17 protein-coding genes are annotated in these 18,846 nt (G+C 61.3%); 9 read left to right on the top strand and 8 right to left on the bottom strand.

What is annotated here, in order from left to right:
• Position 1 precedes the first annotated feature (1 nt).
• Positions 2-1,594 (bottom strand): CHAT domain-containing protein, encoded by a 1,593-nt coding sequence (locus AC1DX3_RS22260; protein ID WP_476991547.1) that lies wholly within the window; start codon positions 1,592-1,594, stop codon positions 2-4.
• A gap of 130 nt (positions 1,595-1,724) precedes the next feature.
• On the opposite strand from AC1DX3_RS22260, the gene AC1DX3_RS22265 reads away from it, so the two are divergent.
• A complete protein-coding gene (locus AC1DX3_RS22265; RefSeq protein ID WP_476991548.1) occupies positions 1,725-3,266 on the top strand; it encodes a tetratricopeptide repeat protein in 1,542 nt (513 codons plus the stop codon).
• Positions 3,267-3,271: 5 nt separating this feature from the next.
• Here the strand turns inward: AC1DX3_RS22265 and AC1DX3_RS22270 are convergent, their stop codons facing one another.
• The 4 genes from AC1DX3_RS22270 to AC1DX3_RS22285 all read right to left on the bottom strand — a co-directional run bounded on the left by AC1DX3_RS22270 (position 3,272) and on the right by AC1DX3_RS22285 (position 8,681).
• Positions 3,272-4,660 (bottom strand): peptide MFS transporter, encoded by a 1,389-nt coding sequence (locus AC1DX3_RS22270; protein WP_476991549.1) that lies wholly within the window; start codon positions 4,658-4,660, stop codon positions 3,272-3,274.
• A 95-nt stretch (positions 4,661-4,755) separates the two neighbouring features.
• Positions 4,756-6,489, bottom strand: coding sequence for a hypothetical protein (locus tag AC1DX3_RS22275; RefSeq protein WP_476991550.1), 1,734 nt, complete (start codon positions 6,487-6,489; stop codon positions 4,756-4,758).
• Positions 6,480-8,183 (bottom strand): Hsp70 family protein, encoded by a 1,704-nt coding sequence (locus AC1DX3_RS22280; RefSeq protein ID WP_476991551.1) that lies wholly within the window; start codon positions 8,181-8,183, stop codon positions 6,480-6,482. The genes AC1DX3_RS22275 and AC1DX3_RS22280 overlap by 10 nt, the downstream gene beginning before the upstream one ends.
• 24 nt (positions 8,184-8,207) lie before the next feature.
• Entirely contained in the window at positions 8,208-8,681 is a 474-nt protein-coding gene (locus AC1DX3_RS22285; protein WP_476991552.1) for a RidA family protein, read from the bottom strand.
• 493 nt (positions 8,682-9,174) lie between these two features.
• Here AC1DX3_RS22285 and AC1DX3_RS22290 point away from each other — a divergent pair, with 493 nt between their 5' ends.
• Positions 9,175-9,543: a response regulator gene (locus AC1DX3_RS22290; RefSeq protein WP_476991553.1), complete on the top strand. Its 369-nt coding sequence runs from the start codon at positions 9,175-9,177 to the stop codon at positions 9,541-9,543.
• A gap of 5 nt (positions 9,544-9,548) precedes the next feature.
• Positions 9,549-10,916 carry a PleD family two-component system response regulator gene (locus tag AC1DX3_RS22295; RefSeq protein ID WP_476991554.1) on the top strand — a complete coding sequence of 456 codons (1,368 nt, stop codon included), beginning with the start codon at positions 9,549-9,551 and terminating at the stop codon, positions 10,914-10,916.
• Here AC1DX3_RS22295 and AC1DX3_RS22300 read toward each other — a convergent pair.
• On the bottom strand, positions 10,913-11,362 hold the full coding sequence (locus AC1DX3_RS22300; protein WP_476991555.1) for a hypothetical protein: 450 nt from the start codon (positions 11,360-11,362) through the stop codon (positions 10,913-10,915). The two genes, AC1DX3_RS22295 and AC1DX3_RS22300, sit on opposite strands and share 4 nt — an antisense overlap.
• 215 nt (positions 11,363-11,577) lie before the next feature.
• Positions 11,578-11,745: a 50S ribosomal protein L33 gene (gene rpmG, locus AC1DX3_RS22305; protein ID WP_018079812.1), complete on the bottom strand. Its 168-nt coding sequence runs from the start codon at positions 11,743-11,745 to the stop codon at positions 11,578-11,580.
• 148 nt (positions 11,746-11,893) lie between these two features.
• Between rpmG and AC1DX3_RS22310 the strand changes: the two genes are divergently transcribed.
• The 5 genes from AC1DX3_RS22310 (at position 11,894) to AC1DX3_RS22330 (ending at position 16,044) form a co-directional block, all read left to right on the top strand.
• Positions 11,894-12,721 carry a helix-turn-helix domain-containing protein gene (locus AC1DX3_RS22310; protein ID WP_476991556.1) on the top strand — a complete coding sequence of 276 codons (828 nt, stop codon included), beginning with the start codon at positions 11,894-11,896 and terminating at the stop codon, positions 12,719-12,721.
• A gap of 30 nt (positions 12,722-12,751) precedes the next feature.
• The gene (locus AC1DX3_RS22315; protein WP_476991557.1) at positions 12,752-13,315 is read left to right on the top strand and encodes a DUF1579 domain-containing protein; all 564 of its coding nucleotides are present in this window, start codon (positions 12,752-12,754) and stop codon (positions 13,313-13,315) included.
• A gap of 61 nt (positions 13,316-13,376) precedes the next feature.
• Positions 13,377-13,880, top strand: a complete 504-nt coding sequence (locus AC1DX3_RS22320) for a surface-adhesin E family protein (protein ID WP_476991558.1) — start codon at positions 13,377-13,379, stop codon at positions 13,878-13,880.
• Positions 13,881-14,025: 145 nt separating this feature from the next.
• Positions 14,026-15,045, top strand: coding sequence for a hypothetical protein (locus AC1DX3_RS22325; protein ID WP_476991559.1), 1,020 nt, complete (start codon positions 14,026-14,028; stop codon positions 15,043-15,045).
• Between the two features lie 9 nt (positions 15,046-15,054).
• Positions 15,055-16,044, top strand: coding sequence for a hypothetical protein (locus tag AC1DX3_RS22330; RefSeq protein WP_476991560.1), 990 nt, complete (start codon positions 15,055-15,057; stop codon positions 16,042-16,044).
• A gap of 7 nt (positions 16,045-16,051) precedes the next feature.
• Here AC1DX3_RS22330 and rnr read toward each other — a convergent pair whose 3' ends face one another.
• Positions 16,052-18,424: a ribonuclease R gene (rnr, locus tag AC1DX3_RS22335; protein WP_476991561.1), complete on the bottom strand. Its 2,373-nt coding sequence runs from the start codon at positions 18,422-18,424 to the stop codon at positions 16,052-16,054.
• A 127-nt stretch (positions 18,425-18,551) separates the two neighbouring features.
• Here rnr and AC1DX3_RS22340 point away from each other — a divergent pair, with 127 nt between their 5' ends.
• Positions 18,552-18,773, top strand: a complete 222-nt coding sequence (locus AC1DX3_RS22340) for a hypothetical protein (protein ID WP_476991562.1) — start codon at positions 18,552-18,554, stop codon at positions 18,771-18,773.
• Positions 18,774-18,846: the final 73 nt, after the last annotated feature.

Raw genomic sequence — 18,846 nt, forward strand, 5'->3', positions numbered from 1 at the left:
GTTAGCGTCCTTCGCCGACGACGACCATGGCGCCCCAGTTTGACGGTTGCGCCGATTGCGGATCGTGACGGTCATTCAGCATATCCAGCATGGCCGTCCGCAAGGCTTCGGCTCGGCCTTTGTGGTCGACGACATAGTAGCGCACCGCCGCCGCCGTCAGGCGCGCCGCCTGGGCGTCCTGGATCCTCCAGTGCGAGACGATCAGACTGCGGGCGCCGGAGGCGAAGAAGCCGCGCGCCAGGCCGGACAGGACTTCGTCGCCCTGAGCGCCGGCCTTTTTGCGCCCCGCCGCCGTATTGCACGCCGACAGAATGACCCAGTCGGCATTGAGATGCAGGGTGGCAGCTTCCGAAGCTGTCAGCAGGCCGTCATCGTCACTGTCGTCCTTGGCTGCGGCATCGTCTGACAGGACCAAGGCTGGTTCTTCCAATCCGTCTAGATCGCCGGCGCGCAGGGCATGGGTGGCGAAGGCCAGGACGCGGACTTGCGATAGGTCCTTGTCGCGAAGCGCCTTTTCCGTAGCCATGGCGCCAAGATAAAGCGGTGAAGCGCTCTTGTCCTTATTGGGCGCGAACACGCCGGCCATGGCCAGCAATTCGCTCCTGGCGCCGGGCAGGGGCTGCAGATCGTCGGCACGCTCGGCCGCATTGAGGTCGGGCGAGCCGAAGCCGATAAAGGCGGTACCGGTGGTGGTGGCGCCCGTGTGCTGGCGGAGGAATTTCAGGCTGTTGACCGATGGAAGAGTGGCCAGGGCGTAGGACCGGACCAGCCAGTCGGTCTTACGCATGGCCTTCGGATCACGGTCGTCGCCGATCGGCGGTTTGGTGACCAGGACCGATAATGGCAGATACGACAAGCCGCCGCTGGCTGAAATATAGACGACCTTGGCGCCAGCTAGCAGCGGCTGGGCCGGCGCCAGGACCTGCTGATAGAGGTTGTACGCAGTTTGGCGCGAAAACACGAATTCCGCCGGCAGGGTACTGTCCGATGGCTTGCCGCGTAAGGCGTCGCGGCCCGGATCGAGCGCAAACCGCAGGCTGTCGACTTCGGTCGCCAGGTCGTCGGCGGTGGCGTCCGTGCGATACCACTGGGCGTTGTCATGGCGCAGGCAGAAAATATAAGTGCCGCTACTTGTCGGGTGGATCAACACAAGGGCTTCGTCGGGTGCGAGTAGGGCCTGGGTCTCGGCGATGCTGATTGGGAACGGGGCGACTAGGGCGTTGTACGCCGGATAGTCCTGCGACAATTGCAAAGCCAGGCGTTGGACCTCGGCGTCGGCCTTGTCTGCGGCCTCGGTCAGGGAGCGCGCCTTGTAGGCGGCGGTGTCGCCGCTGGCGCCGCGCGCCGTGTTGGCCGCCGATTCCAGCACGTCATATTGTTGCCGGGCCGTAATCAACTGATCGATCAGGTCGCGCAATTCCGGCGACTGCGCCGACTTGCGGGCGGCGCCGCGCGCCAGGGCCTGGGCGGTTACCGACAGGTCGGCCCACTGCGCTGCCTGATAAGCCGCCTCCATAGGCGAGGTTTGCGTTTGCGCCATGGCCGGCACGGACAAACCCGCCAGCAAAAGGCTCAGCCATAGAGCTTTGATCATCCCAACCCCCGGAAATTTGGCGCCAGCTTGACCTTCGGTGCGCGAAAGTCAAGAGCGCGATAGCCGTGTTAGAGTTGACAAGCCTGTTGGCTCAGCGTCTAATTTCGTCACGGCCGGGGGAGGGATCACGATGCGCATCGCCATGACGGGACTGATTCTGGTACTGACTGCGGCAGCACCTTCGGTGCACGCCGCGGATACCGTGGCCGGCCTGATCGCCCAGGCCGACAAGCTCGATCTCAGTGGTGATCTGCAGGGCGCATATGACCTGACGAAAAAGGCGCTCGTCCTGGCCCAGGCCGGACACGATCCTGTTGCCTTGGGCGATGCCCTGGCCAGCGTTTGTGAGCAGGGCACCGGCATGTACGATCCGGGCGCCGATGTCTATTGCCAGCAAGCCTATGATCAGCGCCTGAAGACGCTCGGCAAGGACGATTTCAAAACCTATATTTCCGAAGCCGAATTGGCCAATCTCTATCTCGACTCCGATGCTCCAAAGGCCGTCGCCATGACCCAGGACGCGGCCGGCAATATGGAGCGATTGGCCAGGACACCCGACGATTGGGCGCAAACGGCGACCGCCTATGGCATGTTGGCTCTGGCGCTGAAATACCAGGGCAAGTTCCTCGACGCCCGCGCACCTTTCGAAAAAAGCATTGTCATCATGCGCCGGCCGGACGTTGCGCCCAATGTCGCCCTGGCGTCGTCTCTGACCGACTATGCCGACATGGATATTACGCTGGGCGACTTCGACAAGGCCTTCGACCTGGCGTCGCAAGCCCTGGAGGTGCGGGCGAAATTGCAGGCGCCGGATCATCCGGATGTGGCCGACACCCTGGGGGTTGCCGGCGATGCCCTGCGCCGCATGGGGCGCTATGACGAGGCCGAAACCTATTTCCAGCGTGCCCTGAAGATTTCCGAGGCCACCCAACCCCAGGTGCCGGTCATTCTCGGCCGTGGTTACCAGAACCTCGGTCAGATCTATATGAACACGGGCCGCTATGCCGAGGCGCAAACCCTGCAGGCTAAGGCCGTGGCCATGTTCGCGCCGCTGGGCGATAAGGGCCAGATGTTGTTGTCCGGGGCCTATTACGATCTGTCCAACAGCTATGCGTCTCAGGGCGAGACGCGGTTGGCGCTGGAAGCGGCCAATAATGCACTCGATACCATTCTGAAACAGAAGGACCGCACCTTCGACCGCTCGCTGACCTACATAGCGTGGATCGCCAATCTGAAGTTCAAGAGTGGCGACTATGACGGCGGCAAGGCCTTGGTCGACGAAGTCCTGGCCACGCGTTTGACGGCGTCGCCGACGTCATCGCGAACGGCCGACGCCTTGCTGCTGCGCGCCACCATGTTGCATGACAAAGGCGATTACGCAGGCGCCCGCGCCGATCTCGAACAGGCGCGGACCATCCTTAAGCCGCTCAGTCCCTATTCCAGCGCGGCCATACGTGTCGACAGCCTGCTGGCGGCCACGCTTCTGGCCCAAGGCGACATGACCAGCGATCCGTCGGCCTATGCCCTGGCCGACAAGGCGGTTCAGGCCCAAGCCCATGTCCTGACCACCATGGCGCGCCTGCAAGGGGCCACAGGCGGGCTGCAAACGCCGGCCGACCGCCGCGAGATTTTCGACACCTTGCTAGATGCCGCCTGGGTCAGCACGCACTGAAACGGTTAGGCTGCGGCGTCCAGGGCCGGGGAGGGCGCCATCTGACGATGGAACAGCCGCCAGAAGATAAAGAGGCCGACTGCGGCGGCACCGACCAGACCGGCATGCAGCAGCCAAAACTTGAAGGCGCCGAGTGGTTCGAGATATTGCCCCAGGGCGCCTGCCAGCATGTCGGCGCCGAAGAATGTCAGCATATAAACGCCGATGAGCGTGCCGTTGACCCTTTGCGGGGCGACGCGGGCGAACAGGGCTAAGCCGACCGGCACCAGGTTGGCAAAGCCGATGTCGTTCAGGGCTTCGAAGATGATCGCCCACCACAAGGACGCCTTATGACCCGGCGTCACCGTCATGGCCGCCGCGGCCAGGGCCAGGGGCGCCGCCGCGGCGAAGAAGCCGGCAAAGGCGATCTTGGCCATTTCATCCGGTTCTTTCCACTTGGTCGACCACCATTTCCAGAAGGCGATCGAAGCCGTCAGGAACACCATCGACATGCCGGCATCGAGCGAGACCAGCCAGCTTGACGGCAGGTCCTGGCCGAAGAAGTGAAAATTGAGATTGTCATTGGCCCAGGTCAGGTAATTGTTGAAAATCTGCTCGTTCATGACCAGCGCCACCGCCATGAACGGCAGGAGGACCAGCAGTAGTGCGACCTTGAGGCCATCGCCCTCGACAAAGGCCGGCACGGCATCGCGGGCGGCCGTAGTGCGTGGCGGTTCTTCGGGCAGCCATTTGCGGCCGCTGAGATAGACCAGCAGGCCCAGCACCATGCTGATGCCGGCGGCGCCGAAGCCCCAGTGCCAGGCGATCTTTTGCCCGAGCGTGCCGCAAACGATCGGGGCGACGATGACGGCGATGCTGAACACCAGGTAGAATATCTGGAAGGCCGTGCCGCGGCGGACATCGTCCTTGCCATACAGCGCGCCGACCTGGCTGGAAATATTGCCCTTGAAACAGCCGACACCGATCAGAATGCAGGCCAGGGCGATGAGGAAGGATTGCTCGAATGCCATCAGGAAATGGCCGAACGCCATGATGATGGCGCCGATGGTAATGGTAGCGCGTCGCCCAAGCCATTGGTCGGCTACGAAGCCGCCCAGCAAGGGAGTCAGATAGGTGAAGCCGTACAGTCCGACGATGACCGAGGTCATGCCGGCGACCTTGAGCGGCCCATAGACGTGTTCCAGCATGTCATGGAACCAGCCGAAGCCGATGACATGCTCGACATGGCCGGGCAGCAATAGAAGTTGCGCCAGATAGAGGGTCAGCAGGGCGCGCATGCCGTAATAAGAGAAGCGCTCGAAGGCCTCGGCGAAGACCAGGTAAATCAGCCCGATGGGATGGCCCAGGAACGCCTTGTCATACTTGGTGCGCTCTTCTGCGGTGGCTATGGCCATGACGGACTCCCGTGGTACTTTGGTTGAAACTGCAACCAAGTCAAGAGCTTGTCAACAGGTGCGCAGGCGTGTGACGGTCTGCCGGTCCCGGCCGATCACGCTTTAATTGCCGCGATGAATCGGCCGATCAGGTTAAGAAAGGTCCACCCCACCATGGCCACGCCGCCGAGGAAGAACCAGGGGATGTTCAGAGCGTCTGCGCCATGGGAGAAGGCGATCACGCCGAGCCAACCGAAGCGCCACAGGAAACCCCAGCCTGCTGGCACGGTAGGCAACAGCGGGGCGCGATAGATCAGGATCACGGCAGCGACAGCTGTGAAGGCCCAGATGGCCAGATCCGGATCCTGCAAAGTGGCGACCATGATGCCCATCCCGCCGATGCATGACAGAAACAGCAGAGCGATAATAGCAAGCCCAAGTGCCTTCGGCACGTTGGTCCACAGGCGGAACAGGGTGATCTTGGTGACGCCGGTGGCCAGGATACAGGCGGCGAGGGCCAGCGACATAGCGATCCCGGTTTCCGGTGCGAAGCGCCACAGACCAACGCCCCACCACAGGATCAGGAGCAATTGGTTGAGGACCATGCGGATGTCCCAGGCTTCGCGACCGTCGCTTTCAGTGATCGTCCCCGCCCACAGCAGAGTGGCCAAGGCAAGCAGGCCTGCGCCCGCAGTCACAAACCACGACGGTGGCGCCGCGGCGAGGATGAGGGCGGCCAGGCCAGTGCCRGCCCAGCCGTAACGCAGGATGGGCGGGGCGGTGAAGCGGGCCCTCTGCCGCCACAGGTGACGCGGCCAGGTATAGCCGAAATGCCGGACAAGAAGCCCGGCCGCAAGGACCGGCACGGCGGCCGGAAACAGCGCCAGCGGGAGAAGTTCGGGTGAAGCGCCCCAAACCAGCCAGCTGCACAGCATGAGGCAGGGCAGGGCGAGAATAAGGTTCCATAAAGTCCAGGCGTCGAGGTGCGGCCGGTTGAAATAGCGGTCCCAGGCGGCGACCGTGCCCTTGTCGAGATCGCCTTCGATTGTCGGGTGGTGCTGGCGAATATAGGTCAGCAGATTGCGGACATCGCCCGCAACCGGGGCAAACAGCCGCCGTCGCCAGCCGAAGGGGCGCGGCGGCGCCGTCAGTTCGCGCCACGCGCGAGCATGATCGTTGTCCGGCGTCTTCAGCGTCTTCAGGGCGCCTTGATCGCGGTTGCGGCCCAGGATAGGCGCGACGAACCATGGCGTAGTGATCCGACGCGCGGCTTTTTCCCAACCGAAAAATTCCATGGCCGGACGTATTAGGGCGTCGGCGCGCGGCGCTTGATGGAGGATGAGATTGGCCAGTCTTTGTTCGGTGGCGACCCGGAGGCCGATGTCGTCCATGGCCGGGGATGCGACCAACTTGGCGAACAGGTCGGTCAGGTCTTCGGGGGCGCTGTCCTTTTTGCGTGCTATGGCTTCGAGACGGTTCAGGTCGGCGCGGAAGATGTCGTGAGGCGAGGGCGCTGGTGGCGCGGCAGGCGACGGCTCTGCCGGGGCTTCAGGCAAGGCATCCGGCACGCCGTCGCGGACTTTTTCAGAAGCTTCCGCAACGGCCGGGACGCCGGCGGGAGCGAGGTGAAAGGTTTCGATCTCCGCCACCAGATTGTCGGAAAAGTCGACGGCGGCGGGCCTGCCGACTTGCGCCAGGGCGCGCTCGTAGGCAGCGCGGAGCGCTTGGAAGCCTGAGGGATCGTCTTCCGGGTTGGTCAGTTTGAGTTGCCGGGCATAGGCGCGGCGGATGTCCCCACGGTCGGCGGTGCGCGCTATGCCGAGCGTCTTCCAGATGCCGCTCAGAGCCATGAATCGCCTTCGAGGTGATCAAGGGCGGCCAAAAGTTCGGCGCGCGCCTTTTCGATGGCGCGCGGCTCCTGAGCATCGAGGACGCTCTCGAACTGGCCAATCCACTGGCTGACGGCGCTGCGTTTGTCGCCGAGAAAGTCCTCGTAACAGCGGGCGGCGCGGGCGAGCGCTGCGCGATTGGCGTCACTATCGCGGGGATGGACCTTGAGCGCCGCCAACGCCTGGCGCTGTTTTTCCAGGGTGTCGCCCGACGGTCCGTCGTCATCGACGATGACCAGTTGTCGTTTTTCGCCGGTCATGGGTACGTGGACGTCGATCTCGATCAGGCCGTTGATGTCGTAGGTAAAGCGGCATTCGACCATGACTTCGCCCGCGGGTTTAGGCGGCACGGGGATGCTGATCTTGCCCAAGGCAACATTGTCACTGACCTGGCGCGACTCACCCTGGTAGATGTTGAATTCAACAACGGCCTGGCCGGGCGCCAGTGTGTGGTAGGTATTAACGCGGCTGGCGGGCACGGTGATGTTGCGTTCCAGGATAGGCGAAAAGATGCCACGACGCAGATTGCCGGCCGCGTCGCGTTCGGCGATGTCGACGCCCAGGCTGAACGGGCAGACATCGGTGACGGCGACCTCTTTCAGGGCGACATCGCGCGCCTTGAGACCAGCCTGCACGGCCGCGCCCAGGGCGACGGCTTCATCAGGGTGGACGGTCTGGGCCGGAAAGCGGCCGAACATGCGCGTCACCGCCTTGCGCACCACGGGCATGCGCGTGGCGCCGCCGACTAGGACGATCTCGTTCAAGGAGGCAACGGGGATATCGCTGTCGCGCAAGGAGCGCAGGACTGGCTCGCGCAGGCGTTCGATCAGGGGAGCGGCCATGGTGTCGAAGTCGTCGCCAGTCAACTCAAGGCTATAGGCCTTGTCTTTCCACACTACGCCCATCGTTACTGCGTTCTGGCTGGTCAGAGCGCGGCGGGCGCGTTCGGCGGCGGCGCGCAGGGTCTGCGTCATGGCGTCTTCTTCGCCGGATTTCACCGCCCACGCCTTGGCGTGCTTCGCCTTCATCGCCTTGACCAGCAGGTCGTTGAAATCCTCGCCCCCCAGACGGGCGTCGCCGGTCGAGGCGCGTACCTCGATGACGCCTTCGAAGATTTCCAGCACCGAGACATCGAAGGTGCCGCCGCCCAGATCGAAGACCAGGAAGCGGGCTTCGTCGTCCAATTGGTGGATACCGTAGGCAAGGGCCGCCGCCGTCGGTTCGTTGAGCAGGCGTTCGACCTTGAGCCCGGCCAGTTCGCCGGCGCGGCGTGTCGCCTTGCGCTGTTTGTCGTTGAAATAGGCGGGAACGGTAATAACGGCCTCGGTGACCGGTTCGCCCAGGAACGCCTCGGCATCGGCCTTCAGGCTGCGCAGGACCAGGGCTGACAATTCTTCGGGGGAATAGTCCTTCTTGCCCAGGCGCGTGCTGCGGCGCGAGCCCATATAGCGCTTGAAGGTTGTCGCCGTCAGATTGGGATGGGTCGATTGCCGTTCACGCGCCGGCAGGCCGACCAGCAGGTCGCCATTATCGTCCAGCCCGACCGCCGAGGGCGTCAGATTATGGCCGAGGCTGTTGGGAATCAATTCCGCCTTGCCGTCGCGAAACACAGCGACAGCAGAGTTGGTTGTACCTAAATCGATACCAATAATCACTCTATACTCCCCCCATACAAATACTTAGCGTCGGAAATCCTTGACCTCGATCAGGGCGTCGATTTCGACAGCGAAGCCCAGCGGAATCTTGTACATGCCAACGGCCGAACGGGCGTGGCGGCCGGCGTCGCCCAGGACGGCGACCATCAGGTCCGAGCAGCCATTGACGACCTTCGGTATATCATAAAAGTCGGGACCGGCCTGGACGAAGGCATTGAGCTTGATGACGCGGACGACGTTTTCGAGGTCGCCGCCGGCGGCCGCCTTCATCTGAGCCAGCAGGTTGATGGCGCATAGCTTGGCGGCCTCGACACCGTCTTCCAGCGTCAGGTCGGCGCCGACCGTACCCTTGATGCCGCCATTGGCCGCGGTCGAGACCTGTCCCGAGATATGGACGTGGTTACCGGTCCGGACGAAGGTCACATAGTTGGCGACGGGCGCCGACGGCGTCGGCAGGTCGAGCCCGAGGGCGCGGAGATTCAGTTCGGGGTTCGACATGGCAGGTCCTCAGATGCGATGCCGACCTATAGCCGATTCACAAGCCGCAGGGCACTGCAAAACTGCGCTGTCGCTGTCGGCGCCGGGGTCGGTGGGAGATTCGGAGTAGATTCAGCCATATAGTCCCCGCTTTATTCGGAGTGCCGTTGAATTTGTTGGCTTTTTAGATCGATTCGGAGTGTCGTATTATTATATTACCGCATATCAAGGCCTCTAAAAGCCAGTTTTGGCGTTGCGCTCACTCCGAACCGTTCGGATTTGGCAAGAGTGACGGCCGACCGCCGCCGTTGCGGCGAGCCTTAGCTGGCGCTTGAGCGCTGACACTGTTTACCTTCTGTTACCTTTCCTTTTACCTCTTGTTACCTTTCCCTTCACCTCGGCTTAAGAGAGTCCGTGTAGTTTCAGCGCAGACAAACGCAGAATCGCCACGCCAGAGCGATTCGCCACAAAATAGATGGATTTCGGCCCACAGATAGGGTCAAGGGTAGCCTGGATGACGCACAAAAAAGTTCTCATTGTCGAAGACAACGAACTGAACATGAAGTTGTTTCACGACCTGCTGGATGCGCAGGGCTATGAAACCTTTCAGACAGGCGAAGGCCTGTCCGCGCTGACCCTTGCCCGCAAGCATCGCCCCGACCTGATCCTGATGGATATCCAACTGCCTGAAATCTCCGGTCTCGAAGTCACCAAGTGGCTGAAAGAGGACGACGAGTTGTCGCACATCCCGGTGGTGGCCGTCACGGCCTTCGCTATGAAGGGCGACGAGGAACGTATCCGCGAGGGTGGCTGCGAGGCCTATATCTCGAAGCCGATCTCGGTCACGCATTTCCTCGACACGGTGCGCCGTTATTTAGGGTAAGCCCAATGACCGCCCGCGTTCTGATCGTCGACGACATTCCCGCCAATGTCAGGCTGCTTCAAGCCAAGCTCGAGGCTGATTATTATGAAGTGCTGTCGGCTCACAACGGCCAGCAAGCTATTCTGATGGCGGTCGAGCACCAGCCGGATATCATTCTGCTGGATGTCATGATGCCGGAGATCGACGGCTACGAAGTTTGCCGCCAGCTCAAGGACAATCCCGAGACACGGCATATTCCGATTATCCTGATCACGGCGCTTGACGGCCGCGACGACCGTTTGTCGGGCCTGGAAGCCGGCGCCGACGATTTCCTCACCAAGCCGTTCGACGACGTTATCCTGATGGCGCGCCTGCAAGCCCTGGTGCGGCTGAAACAGATGGTCGACGACCTGCGTACGCGCGAAGCCTCGAGTCGTCGTGTCGGCCTGGTCGACAATGCTTTATATCAGCGCCAGATTTCAGCCACGGGCAATGTGTTGATCCTCGACGACAATGTCCGTCAGGCCGAGCGCATGATGGTGCAATTGGGCGAAGATCATCGCTGCGCCTATTTGACCGATCCCGAACAGGCGATGAAGGTCGCCACCGGCCGTGTCGATCTGATCGTTATCAATTTGACCGCCAAATCGTTCGATGCCTTGCGGTGGGTGGCGCATCTGCGCACCAACGAAGTGACCCGGCAACGCGCGGTCCTGGCCATCGTCAATCCCGACGAACGCAAGCAGATGCTGAAGGCCCTCGAACTGGGGGTCAATGACGTCATTCCGCGTCCGGTGGACATGCAGGAATTGCGTATCCGCGCCCGCACCCAGATCAAGCGCAAGCGCTACGGCGACTTCCTGCGCACTACGCTCGACCGTTCGCTGGAGCTGGCGGTCACGGATCCTTTGACCGGATTGAACAACCGCCGCTTCCTCGACCATCAGCTTAGTGTCTTGCTAGCGCGCCATATCAAGAATGCCCAGCCGTTGTCGGTTCTGATGCTGGATATCGACCTGTTCAAGCGGGTCAATGATACGTTCGGCCACGACGGCGGCGATGAGGTCATCCGCGAATTCGCCCGCCGCCTCAGCCAGAACGTTCGCGCTATCGACATGGCCTGCCGTTTCGGTGGTGAGGAATTTGTCGTCCTGATGCCGGAAACCGATGGGCCCGACGCGCTTCATATTGCCGAACGCGTGCGCAGCCAGGTGGCGGACACGCCGTTCCAGCTGTCGGACGGCCGCTCCTTGACGGTGACGGTCTCCGTCGGGGTAGCGACGGCGCAGGGTCTGGGTGATTCGCCGGAAAGCCTGCTCAAGCGGGCGGATGAGGGCGTCTACGAAGCCAAGCAGTCCGGCCGCAACAAGGTCGTGGTCCGCGCGGCCGCTTAACTGCTGGACGACGAACCGCCGGTTTCCTTGTCAAGCAGGTCCGACGCCATGCCGGCGGCAAGGTTGGTATAGGTTTCGCAGGCTGTCTTGCCGTTGGCAGGCGTCGCCGCGACGCCATCGTCGAGGAAAGACTGCCAGCAGGTCTTGGTGTCGGGGCAGGCGGACTTGGCATTGCCCTCGGCGACGATGACGAACTGATCCGCGGTCGCGGTATCGATGATCTTTTCGAACAGGGTATGCGACATGGTCTTGGCCTGGGTGTAGTTGTCGAGGCCGTTGACCTCCTGACAGGCATAGGTGACGACCATCAGGTTCGACATGGCCTCGACCAGATTGGGGCCGTCGTCCGAGGACGAAGAAGACGAGGACGCCGTCTGAGCCTGACCCGCGGCGGGACAGAGCGACAAGGCCAGAAAAAGCGGAGTGAGGGCAAGAAGGCGTTTCATCGGGTGTCCCTTTCATTTGGGGCAGCGGGTTTTAAAAGACGACTGAACCTTATCCCAACTTGCCGCCCTGTCATCTTACAAAGATCGTTATGTAGGATTTCCCGGCATACAGACGCAAAAAAGCCGCGCCGAGATAAGGGGGGACTCAGGCGCGGCTTCGTTCAGCCCTTGAGCGGGGGGGATGTGCTCAAGGACAATCTTGCGAAAAGGCAGATCTACTTGATCTTGCCTTCCTTGAATTCGACATGCTTGCGCACGACCGGATCGTACTTCTTCAGCACCATCTTTTCGGTCTTGGTGCGAGCGTTCTTCTTGGTGACGTAGAAGAAGCCGGTATCCGCCGTCGAGTTCAGGCGGATCTTGATGGAGGCTGGCTTAGCCATGGCTAAAGTCCTTGAGGTGCGGGGCGTCACGGGACGCGCGTAAACGAGAGGGGCGGAACATACTCATAGATCGCGGCAAGTCAAGGGTGAAAGGGCGTTTTTTCATTAGAGCGCTTTACAACGGCGTATTTGTCGCCAGGATCATGCGATGATCTATGAGGAAGTCGCCCCGTCACCGTCGTTCGCACCTTTTATTGAGCGCTTTTGGGCGTTTTCGCTGGAAGCGCATGACCCGTCAAGCCTTGATCATGTCATCGTGCCGGACGGGACGACGACCTTGTCGGTGACCCAGGCGGCCAAGGGCGGGCGCACCGTCACCCTGGCAGGGCCTTCGCTTACGGCGCGGCGCCTGATCGTGGAAAAGGACGCTCGCTATCAAGGCTTGCGCTTTCGGGCCGGGGGCGTGCGTGCCTGTCTCGGCATCGACATTGCGGGACTTGTCGAAAAACGACTATCGCTGGCCGAGGTGGCGCCGGACTTGGCGCGTGCTGTGGCGGTTATGGATATGACGGGCGGGCTCGCGGGCTTTGCCCGCGCGTTCGAAATCCTGGCGATGTCCTGGGCGACTCAAACTGAGCGGCTCGATGGGGCCGTGTGCGGCCTGGCCGACGCCTTGATCGCCAGCGATGGCGCGGTCGCTCTGCGGGATATGATGGACGGTTTCGGCGTCGGCGCCCGGCAATTGCGCCGGCGCTTCGTGGCGGAGACCGGTCTGACGCCCAAGGCGTTTTCGCGGCTGCGCCGGGTGCGGCGGGCCTGTGTCGATCTGGTCTATCTGCAACGCGGCCAGGTGGCGGCCGTGTCCGCGGACCACGGCTTTGCCGATCAGCCGCATTTTACCCGCGAGATGAAGGCGGTGTTCGGCATGTCGCCGCAACTGGTCCATGCCTACCTGGCGCAGATACGCCACAGGAACTTGCTGGAAACCGCCGGCGATGTCCGATTCCTTCAAGCGGAGTCGCATCCGGCGTGGTAGCGTTGCTCATTCAGATATGAGGGACGACCGATGTCGAAAACCATGATCACCGCTGCCGCCGTTACTTTAGTTTTCTCAGGTGCCGCCGTGGCCCAAGAAGCCACCAAGCCCGCCGCTAATGCCGAAGCCATGGCCAAGATGGCTGCCATGAAAGGCGTGTGGAAAGGGGAGGCCAGCGGCGTCGGTTTCGGCGGCGTGCCGTTCAAGGTGACCCAGACGGAACGCATCGGCGCCATGTTGGGCGGTGACGTATTGGTCATCGAGGGCCGCGGCTATAAGGACGACGGCAGCGTAGCCTTCAACGCGTTCGGCGTGCTGTCGTTCAACGCTCAAACCAGCAAGTATGAGTTCCGCGCCTATAATGGCGGGTTTTCCGGTACCTATGACTGGACGCCGACCGACACCGGCGCCATCTGGTCGATTCCCGCCGGGCCGAATGCCAATATCGTCAGCACCATTACCTTGACCGACGGCAAGTGGCACGAGGTCCAGGCCTATGTCGTGACTGGGCAGGAGCCGAAGACGGTTGTCGACATGACCCTGACGCGGGTCAGCGATAGCGATTGGCCGGCAGCGGGCGCGGTTCAGCCTTAGATTGGCGTGCCGTCGACTGTAACGCTTGACCCGGCCGCGACGGGGCGCGTAAACCGGTGACATGAAAAAGATATCGTACGCCAAAACCTGTGTCGCCGCCTTCGCCGCCCTTGCGCTGACAGGGGCCGTCGTGCCCGCTCAGGCCAACACCTATTATATGGCGCTGGGGCCGGACGACACCATGTTCAGCGCCGTCGACATGGATTCGGTCAAGGACTTGGGCGACAATAAAAAGTCGGCCCTGATCGTCGTCATCTATAACGGGCTACGTTATGACGGCACGACCAAATATGCTCTGGCCGTCGCGCGCTTTAACTGTAAAAATCATACGGCCGACGACAAGTTGCGGCAAAACTATGATGCCTCCGGCAAACTGCTCAGAAACATACCTTATCAGGATGCCGACAGCGATTTCGAAACCGTTCCTCCCGGCAGTGTCATAGCGGCGCAAATGACGGCCGTTTGCGAGGGCGGCAGCGCGTCCGCCAATGGAGTCACCAAGGCCTTCGACAATGTGCAGGCTTTGGTGACGACACTGAGTGGTTTTTATGCCTCCCGGCATTAAAAATAGGGCATTGTACGAAAGGAATAGAGTCATCCACAGATGGCGCCGCGCGCGTGCACAGATCATCCGAGTGCATTGACGGGAATGCGAATTCAGTTGCCTAATCCGGCCAAGCTTCACACACTATAGCGTGTCAGGGGGAAACATGGCTATCGCGGCGAAAATCCTGACCTGGCTTCTCAGTGTTGCGGTGCTGATCGTCGCGGGGCTGCTTGCAGGGTGCATGATTGTACCCAAGGCGGAGCTTAGTGTCTGCGTCTGGCTGCTTGCGGGGTGGGCGGTCGTGTTGGCCATTGTCGTTAATCCGCCGATGGGAAAGCGCAATCTCTTTGTTATTGTCGGCGTGATCATGGTTGCGGTCGCGAGCGTTTTTGCCGCCCTCAACTACGACTTTTGGCGCGAGAGACACCGCGTCGCGATGGTCGTCGGACTGCGCGATCAGGTCCAGAATATGTATATTCATGTCGGGCTAAATGTCGCGCCGCGTGAGGCGGTAAATTATGGCTATCTTAGGATTGATGCACCGCAGGTGACGGCTTACCCGCCTTTCCGCGTGCTTACACCTGCCGAGCTGAAGGCCAGTAATGGTCTGTCGGACAATTACGATAAGCCGCGGGCTTCGCTTGATATCAGCCGGAGCGCCAATGACAAGTCAGCTCGACATATAGCGGTGAGACTGACTGTTCTGGTCGCACAGTCGAGTTTACTGCACGCGCCCAAAGACGAATTCGCCAATCATGATTTTGATGCCGCACGCAAATATCTGGTGGGGGGAAGGGTGGTTCTAACCACCAAGCGGGCGCAGCTTGCCTGGTTGATTTGTAGCGACGACCTTGCGAACCTCAGGTCAGATCCGGGAGGGGATGTTCCGCTCGGATATTACAGCAATGGCTTTCTGGATACGTGTCCCGACCCCAAGGGACCCTATGACACCAAACCGAGCGCTGCGGTGAAATCACGCATCTCCTACTTCCTAGCGGCCGTGACCGCCAGCGACCCTGTTCGGATGGATATGTACGGGGCCGGCGGGCAGTTGGTGGCCACCGCGATCTATCCGACGGCGGCACTCGATGACGCTCTGCAAAGCGAGAACCGGATGCTGGACAAGGAGCGAAAGGGCGAGGTGGGCGAGCCTTTTTCGCTGTTCCACAATTACGCACCATAAGGGGAAGATATGACCGCAGCGGCAAAGGTTCTTGCCTGGATTTTCAGCGCGATCATGCTGATATTTGCCGGTGTAGCTTCGTCCTATATCTTGTCTACGCAATCGGCCAATCACTTCATCTTTGCTGCGGCAGGCTTTGCCGTCGCGCTGGCCGTTGCCGTAAGCCCGCCCGTTGGAAGGCGTAATTTATTTGTCATTGCCGGCTTGGCGCTTGTCACCATTGCAGCGGCCTTTAATGCCTACAACTACAATTGGTGGCTGGAAAAGCACGAAAAGGCGATATGGGGCGGCCTGCATGATAAGGTGCAGAACATATCCATTCGAGCCATGAAGAACGGCTCCGACATGGACATCTATGCCACACAGATGGTTGCCTATGCCCCGTTTCGTCTGGTCACCGCGGAAGACGCGCGCAATTTGGACCATACGATCGGTGACGACAGCAAGCCGCGCGTGTCCCTGGAAATTGACCGATCCGATGACGGCATTTCCTATTCGCAGTTAGATATCGGAATTTCCGTCCTGGTCGGGCAAGCCAAGTTTCTACATGCACCCAAGGATGAGTTCAGCGATCATGATATCGACGCTGTGCGCACATATCTTAGGGGCGGTACGATCGTACTTACCAGCCCCAGTGCAAAACTCGTCGTTCCGAACTGCATCGCCTATATCCATGATCTCAGGACACAGCCAGCAAGGGATGTGCCGGTCGATATTTCGGCGCAACCCTATATCGAGCAATGCAGCAAGGACGGAAAAGGCACTGAAGATGCCGACGCAATCGCGCGCCGGCGTGTCGCCGACTTCATTGCGGCCGTGAAGGCCGACCCGGCGGTTAAACTGGACATGTACGGCGGCGACGGAACGTTGGTCCTGACGGCCGTCATTCCGATGGCAGCCCTGAACGAAGCCCAGCAACGGGAAGATTTGATGTGGGATAAGGTGCGTAAAGGCGATGTTGGCGAACCATTTTCGCCCTTCCACGTCTACCTGCCTTAAGCCGCATTCACCGCTTTTTTTTCTTCTTCATATTCTTGACGCCCTGTTTGGGGGCGGCGCGGCTGCCCGGCGGGACGAAGCCTTTTGGCCGTCCTCCGCCGGGCTTACCACCAGGCTTGCCGCCGCGGGGCTGGAAATCGCCGACCCGCTTGCGGACGCCCAGACGTGGATGCGGGGCATTGGGATCGGGGGCTTCGGGTTCGCTGATCGCCTTGAACACCAGCCCGCCGGTGATCGGCATGGCCTCCATCAGCTCGACCTCGATATTGGAGCCCAGGCGCCAGCGCAGGCCGGTCTTCTGACCGATCAGGGCGTGTTGCACGTCGTCATGGACGAAATAGTCGTCCTTCAGCGAGGTCATCGGGATGATGCCGTCGGCGCCGGTGTCGGTCAGTTTGACGAACAGGCCGAAACGCGTGACGCCGACGATGCGGCCCTGGAAGGTGGCGCCGACCTTATCGTGCAGGAAGGCGGCGATATAGCGCTCGATGGCCTCGCGTTCGGCCTGCATCGAACGGCGCTCGGTGGCGGTGATGTGCTCGGCCGTGTCCTTCAGCGTCTTGATCTCGTAGTCGGTCAGGCCGTCGTCGCCCAGTTTCAGGGCGCGGATCAGGCCGCGGTGGACGACAAGGTCGGCATAGCGGCGGATCGGTGAGGTAAAGTGGGCATAGTGGTCGAGATTGAGGCCGAAGTGGCCGAAGTTTTCCGGCGAGTAATGGGCCTGCATCTGGGTGCGCAGGACGACTTCGTTGATGATTTCGGCGTGAGGGCCGTCCTTTTGGCCGTCGAGGAGTTTGTTGAAACGGTCGGTCTTCGGGGCCTCGCCCTTGTTCCACGGGATGCCGAGGGTTTGCAGGAAGTCGGCAAGGTTGCCGATCTTTTCCAGCGAAGGGGCTTCGTGGACGCGGAAGATCAGCGGCGTCTTGTGCTTTTCCAGCGTTTCGGCGGCACTGACATTGGCTTGGATCATCATCTCTTCGATGAGTTGCATGGCATCGAGCGATTTGCGAGGTTCGATGGCGATCACTTTGCCGTCAGCGTCGAGCGTGATCTTGCGTTCCGGAGAATTGATATGCAGGGGCTGGCGGATATTGCGGCCACGCGTCAGGCAGGCATGGGCCTCCCATAACGGCTTGAGCAGGGGATCGAGGATCGCGCCCGTCTTGTCGTCGGGATTGCCGTCGATGGCGGCCTGGACTTGTTCGTAGGACAGCTTGGCGGCGGAGCGCATCAAACCGCGGACGAACTTGTGGGCGACCTTCTTGCCGTCGGCGCTGAAGGTCATGCGAACGGCCAGGGTGGCACGGTTCTCGCCTTCCTGGAGGCTGCACAGGCCGCTCGAGAGGACGTGTGGCAGCATGGGTTCGACGCGGTCGGGGAAATAGGTCGAATTGCCCTTGTCGCGGGCCTCACGGTCGAGCGACGAGTTGGGCGTGACATAATGAGCGACGTCAGCGATGGCGACCCAGACGATCCAGCCGCCGGGATTGGCTTCGTCCTCGTCCTTGTGGGCATAGACGGCGTCATCATGGTCCTTGGCGTCGACCGGGTCGATGGTGACGAAGGGCAGGTCGCGCAGGTCGGTGCGCTTGCCGAGGCCTGGCGCGGTGGCGGACTTGGCTTCGAGTTCAGTGTCGGCGTTGAAGCCGATCGGCAGGCCGTGGCTGTGGATGGCCATGATGGAGGCGACGCGGGGTTCGTCCTCCTTGCCGATGACCTCGACGACCTTGGCGGGCTTGGGGCCGAAACGGGTAATACCGCCGACGGGAGCGGCGACCACGACATCGCCGTCTTCGAGCRCATCGAGGCCGGGGCCGGTCAGGGTGTAGTTTTCCTTGGTCTTGCGGTTGACGCTTTCGAGGCGGATTTCCTTGCGGCCCTTGCGCACCACGCCGACGATCTTGGGCGCGCCGGCGTCGAGGATCTTGATCAGATGGGCGACCCAGCCGTCGGAGGTCTTTTCGAAACGGGCAAAGATGCGATCGCCCATGGCCGGCGGGGTCTGGACGGCGGATTTTTTCAGCGGGGCGAGGCGAGCGAGAGGCGCTTTGGTTTTGGCGTCAGGCTTTCCCTCAGCCGGGCGCCCCCACTGGACCCACAGCTCGCCATCGACATCGCGTTCGACGACTTCGCAGACGCCGGTGTCGGGGAGGGAGCCCATGGCGCCAAAGGTCTTGCGGCCGCGCATGTCGAGCGCGCCTTTTTCGCCGAGGGCCTTCAGGCGGTGGCGCAGTTCCTTGCGCTCGGCGCCTTTCAAACCGAAGGTGCGCGCCAGGTCGGACAGGCCTTGCTCGCCGCGTGAATTGAGCACGTCGAGCAGAGTTTTGTCGTCGGGCAGGCCTTTGGGGAAGGAGGGTTTGGGAGGTTTGGGTGGTTTCATGCCCCATATGTAAGGGAGAGTCGGGGGTGAGGCTACCCCCGCGGTAATAAATCGCCGGTGTGACTCCCATTGGATACTTATGCCGGCTTGGTTAACGGTTGGGCTTCACACAGAATGGAGACTGGTTATGGGACTGATCGTAAGTGTTGCGCTGTTGGCCATCGGCGCCTTCCTCGGCTACATGTATTTCCGCGCCAAGTATAAGGCGGACCATATGCTGGCCGACCCGGATTTTATCGAATGCCAGACGGATGCGTTGGGCAAGCCGGTTTCCGGCAAGGACCATGCGGCGTGCTATGTCGACAAAAAGTCGAAGAAGATCAAGGCGCATTTCGATATCGCCGATTGAGCTTGTGGCGAGGGCGGAAGGGTTTTCCACAGATTACACAGATGGCGCTACGCGCCTACACAGATTATTAGAG

This window comes from Asticcacaulis sp. P2_B1 (assembly GCF_056404915.1).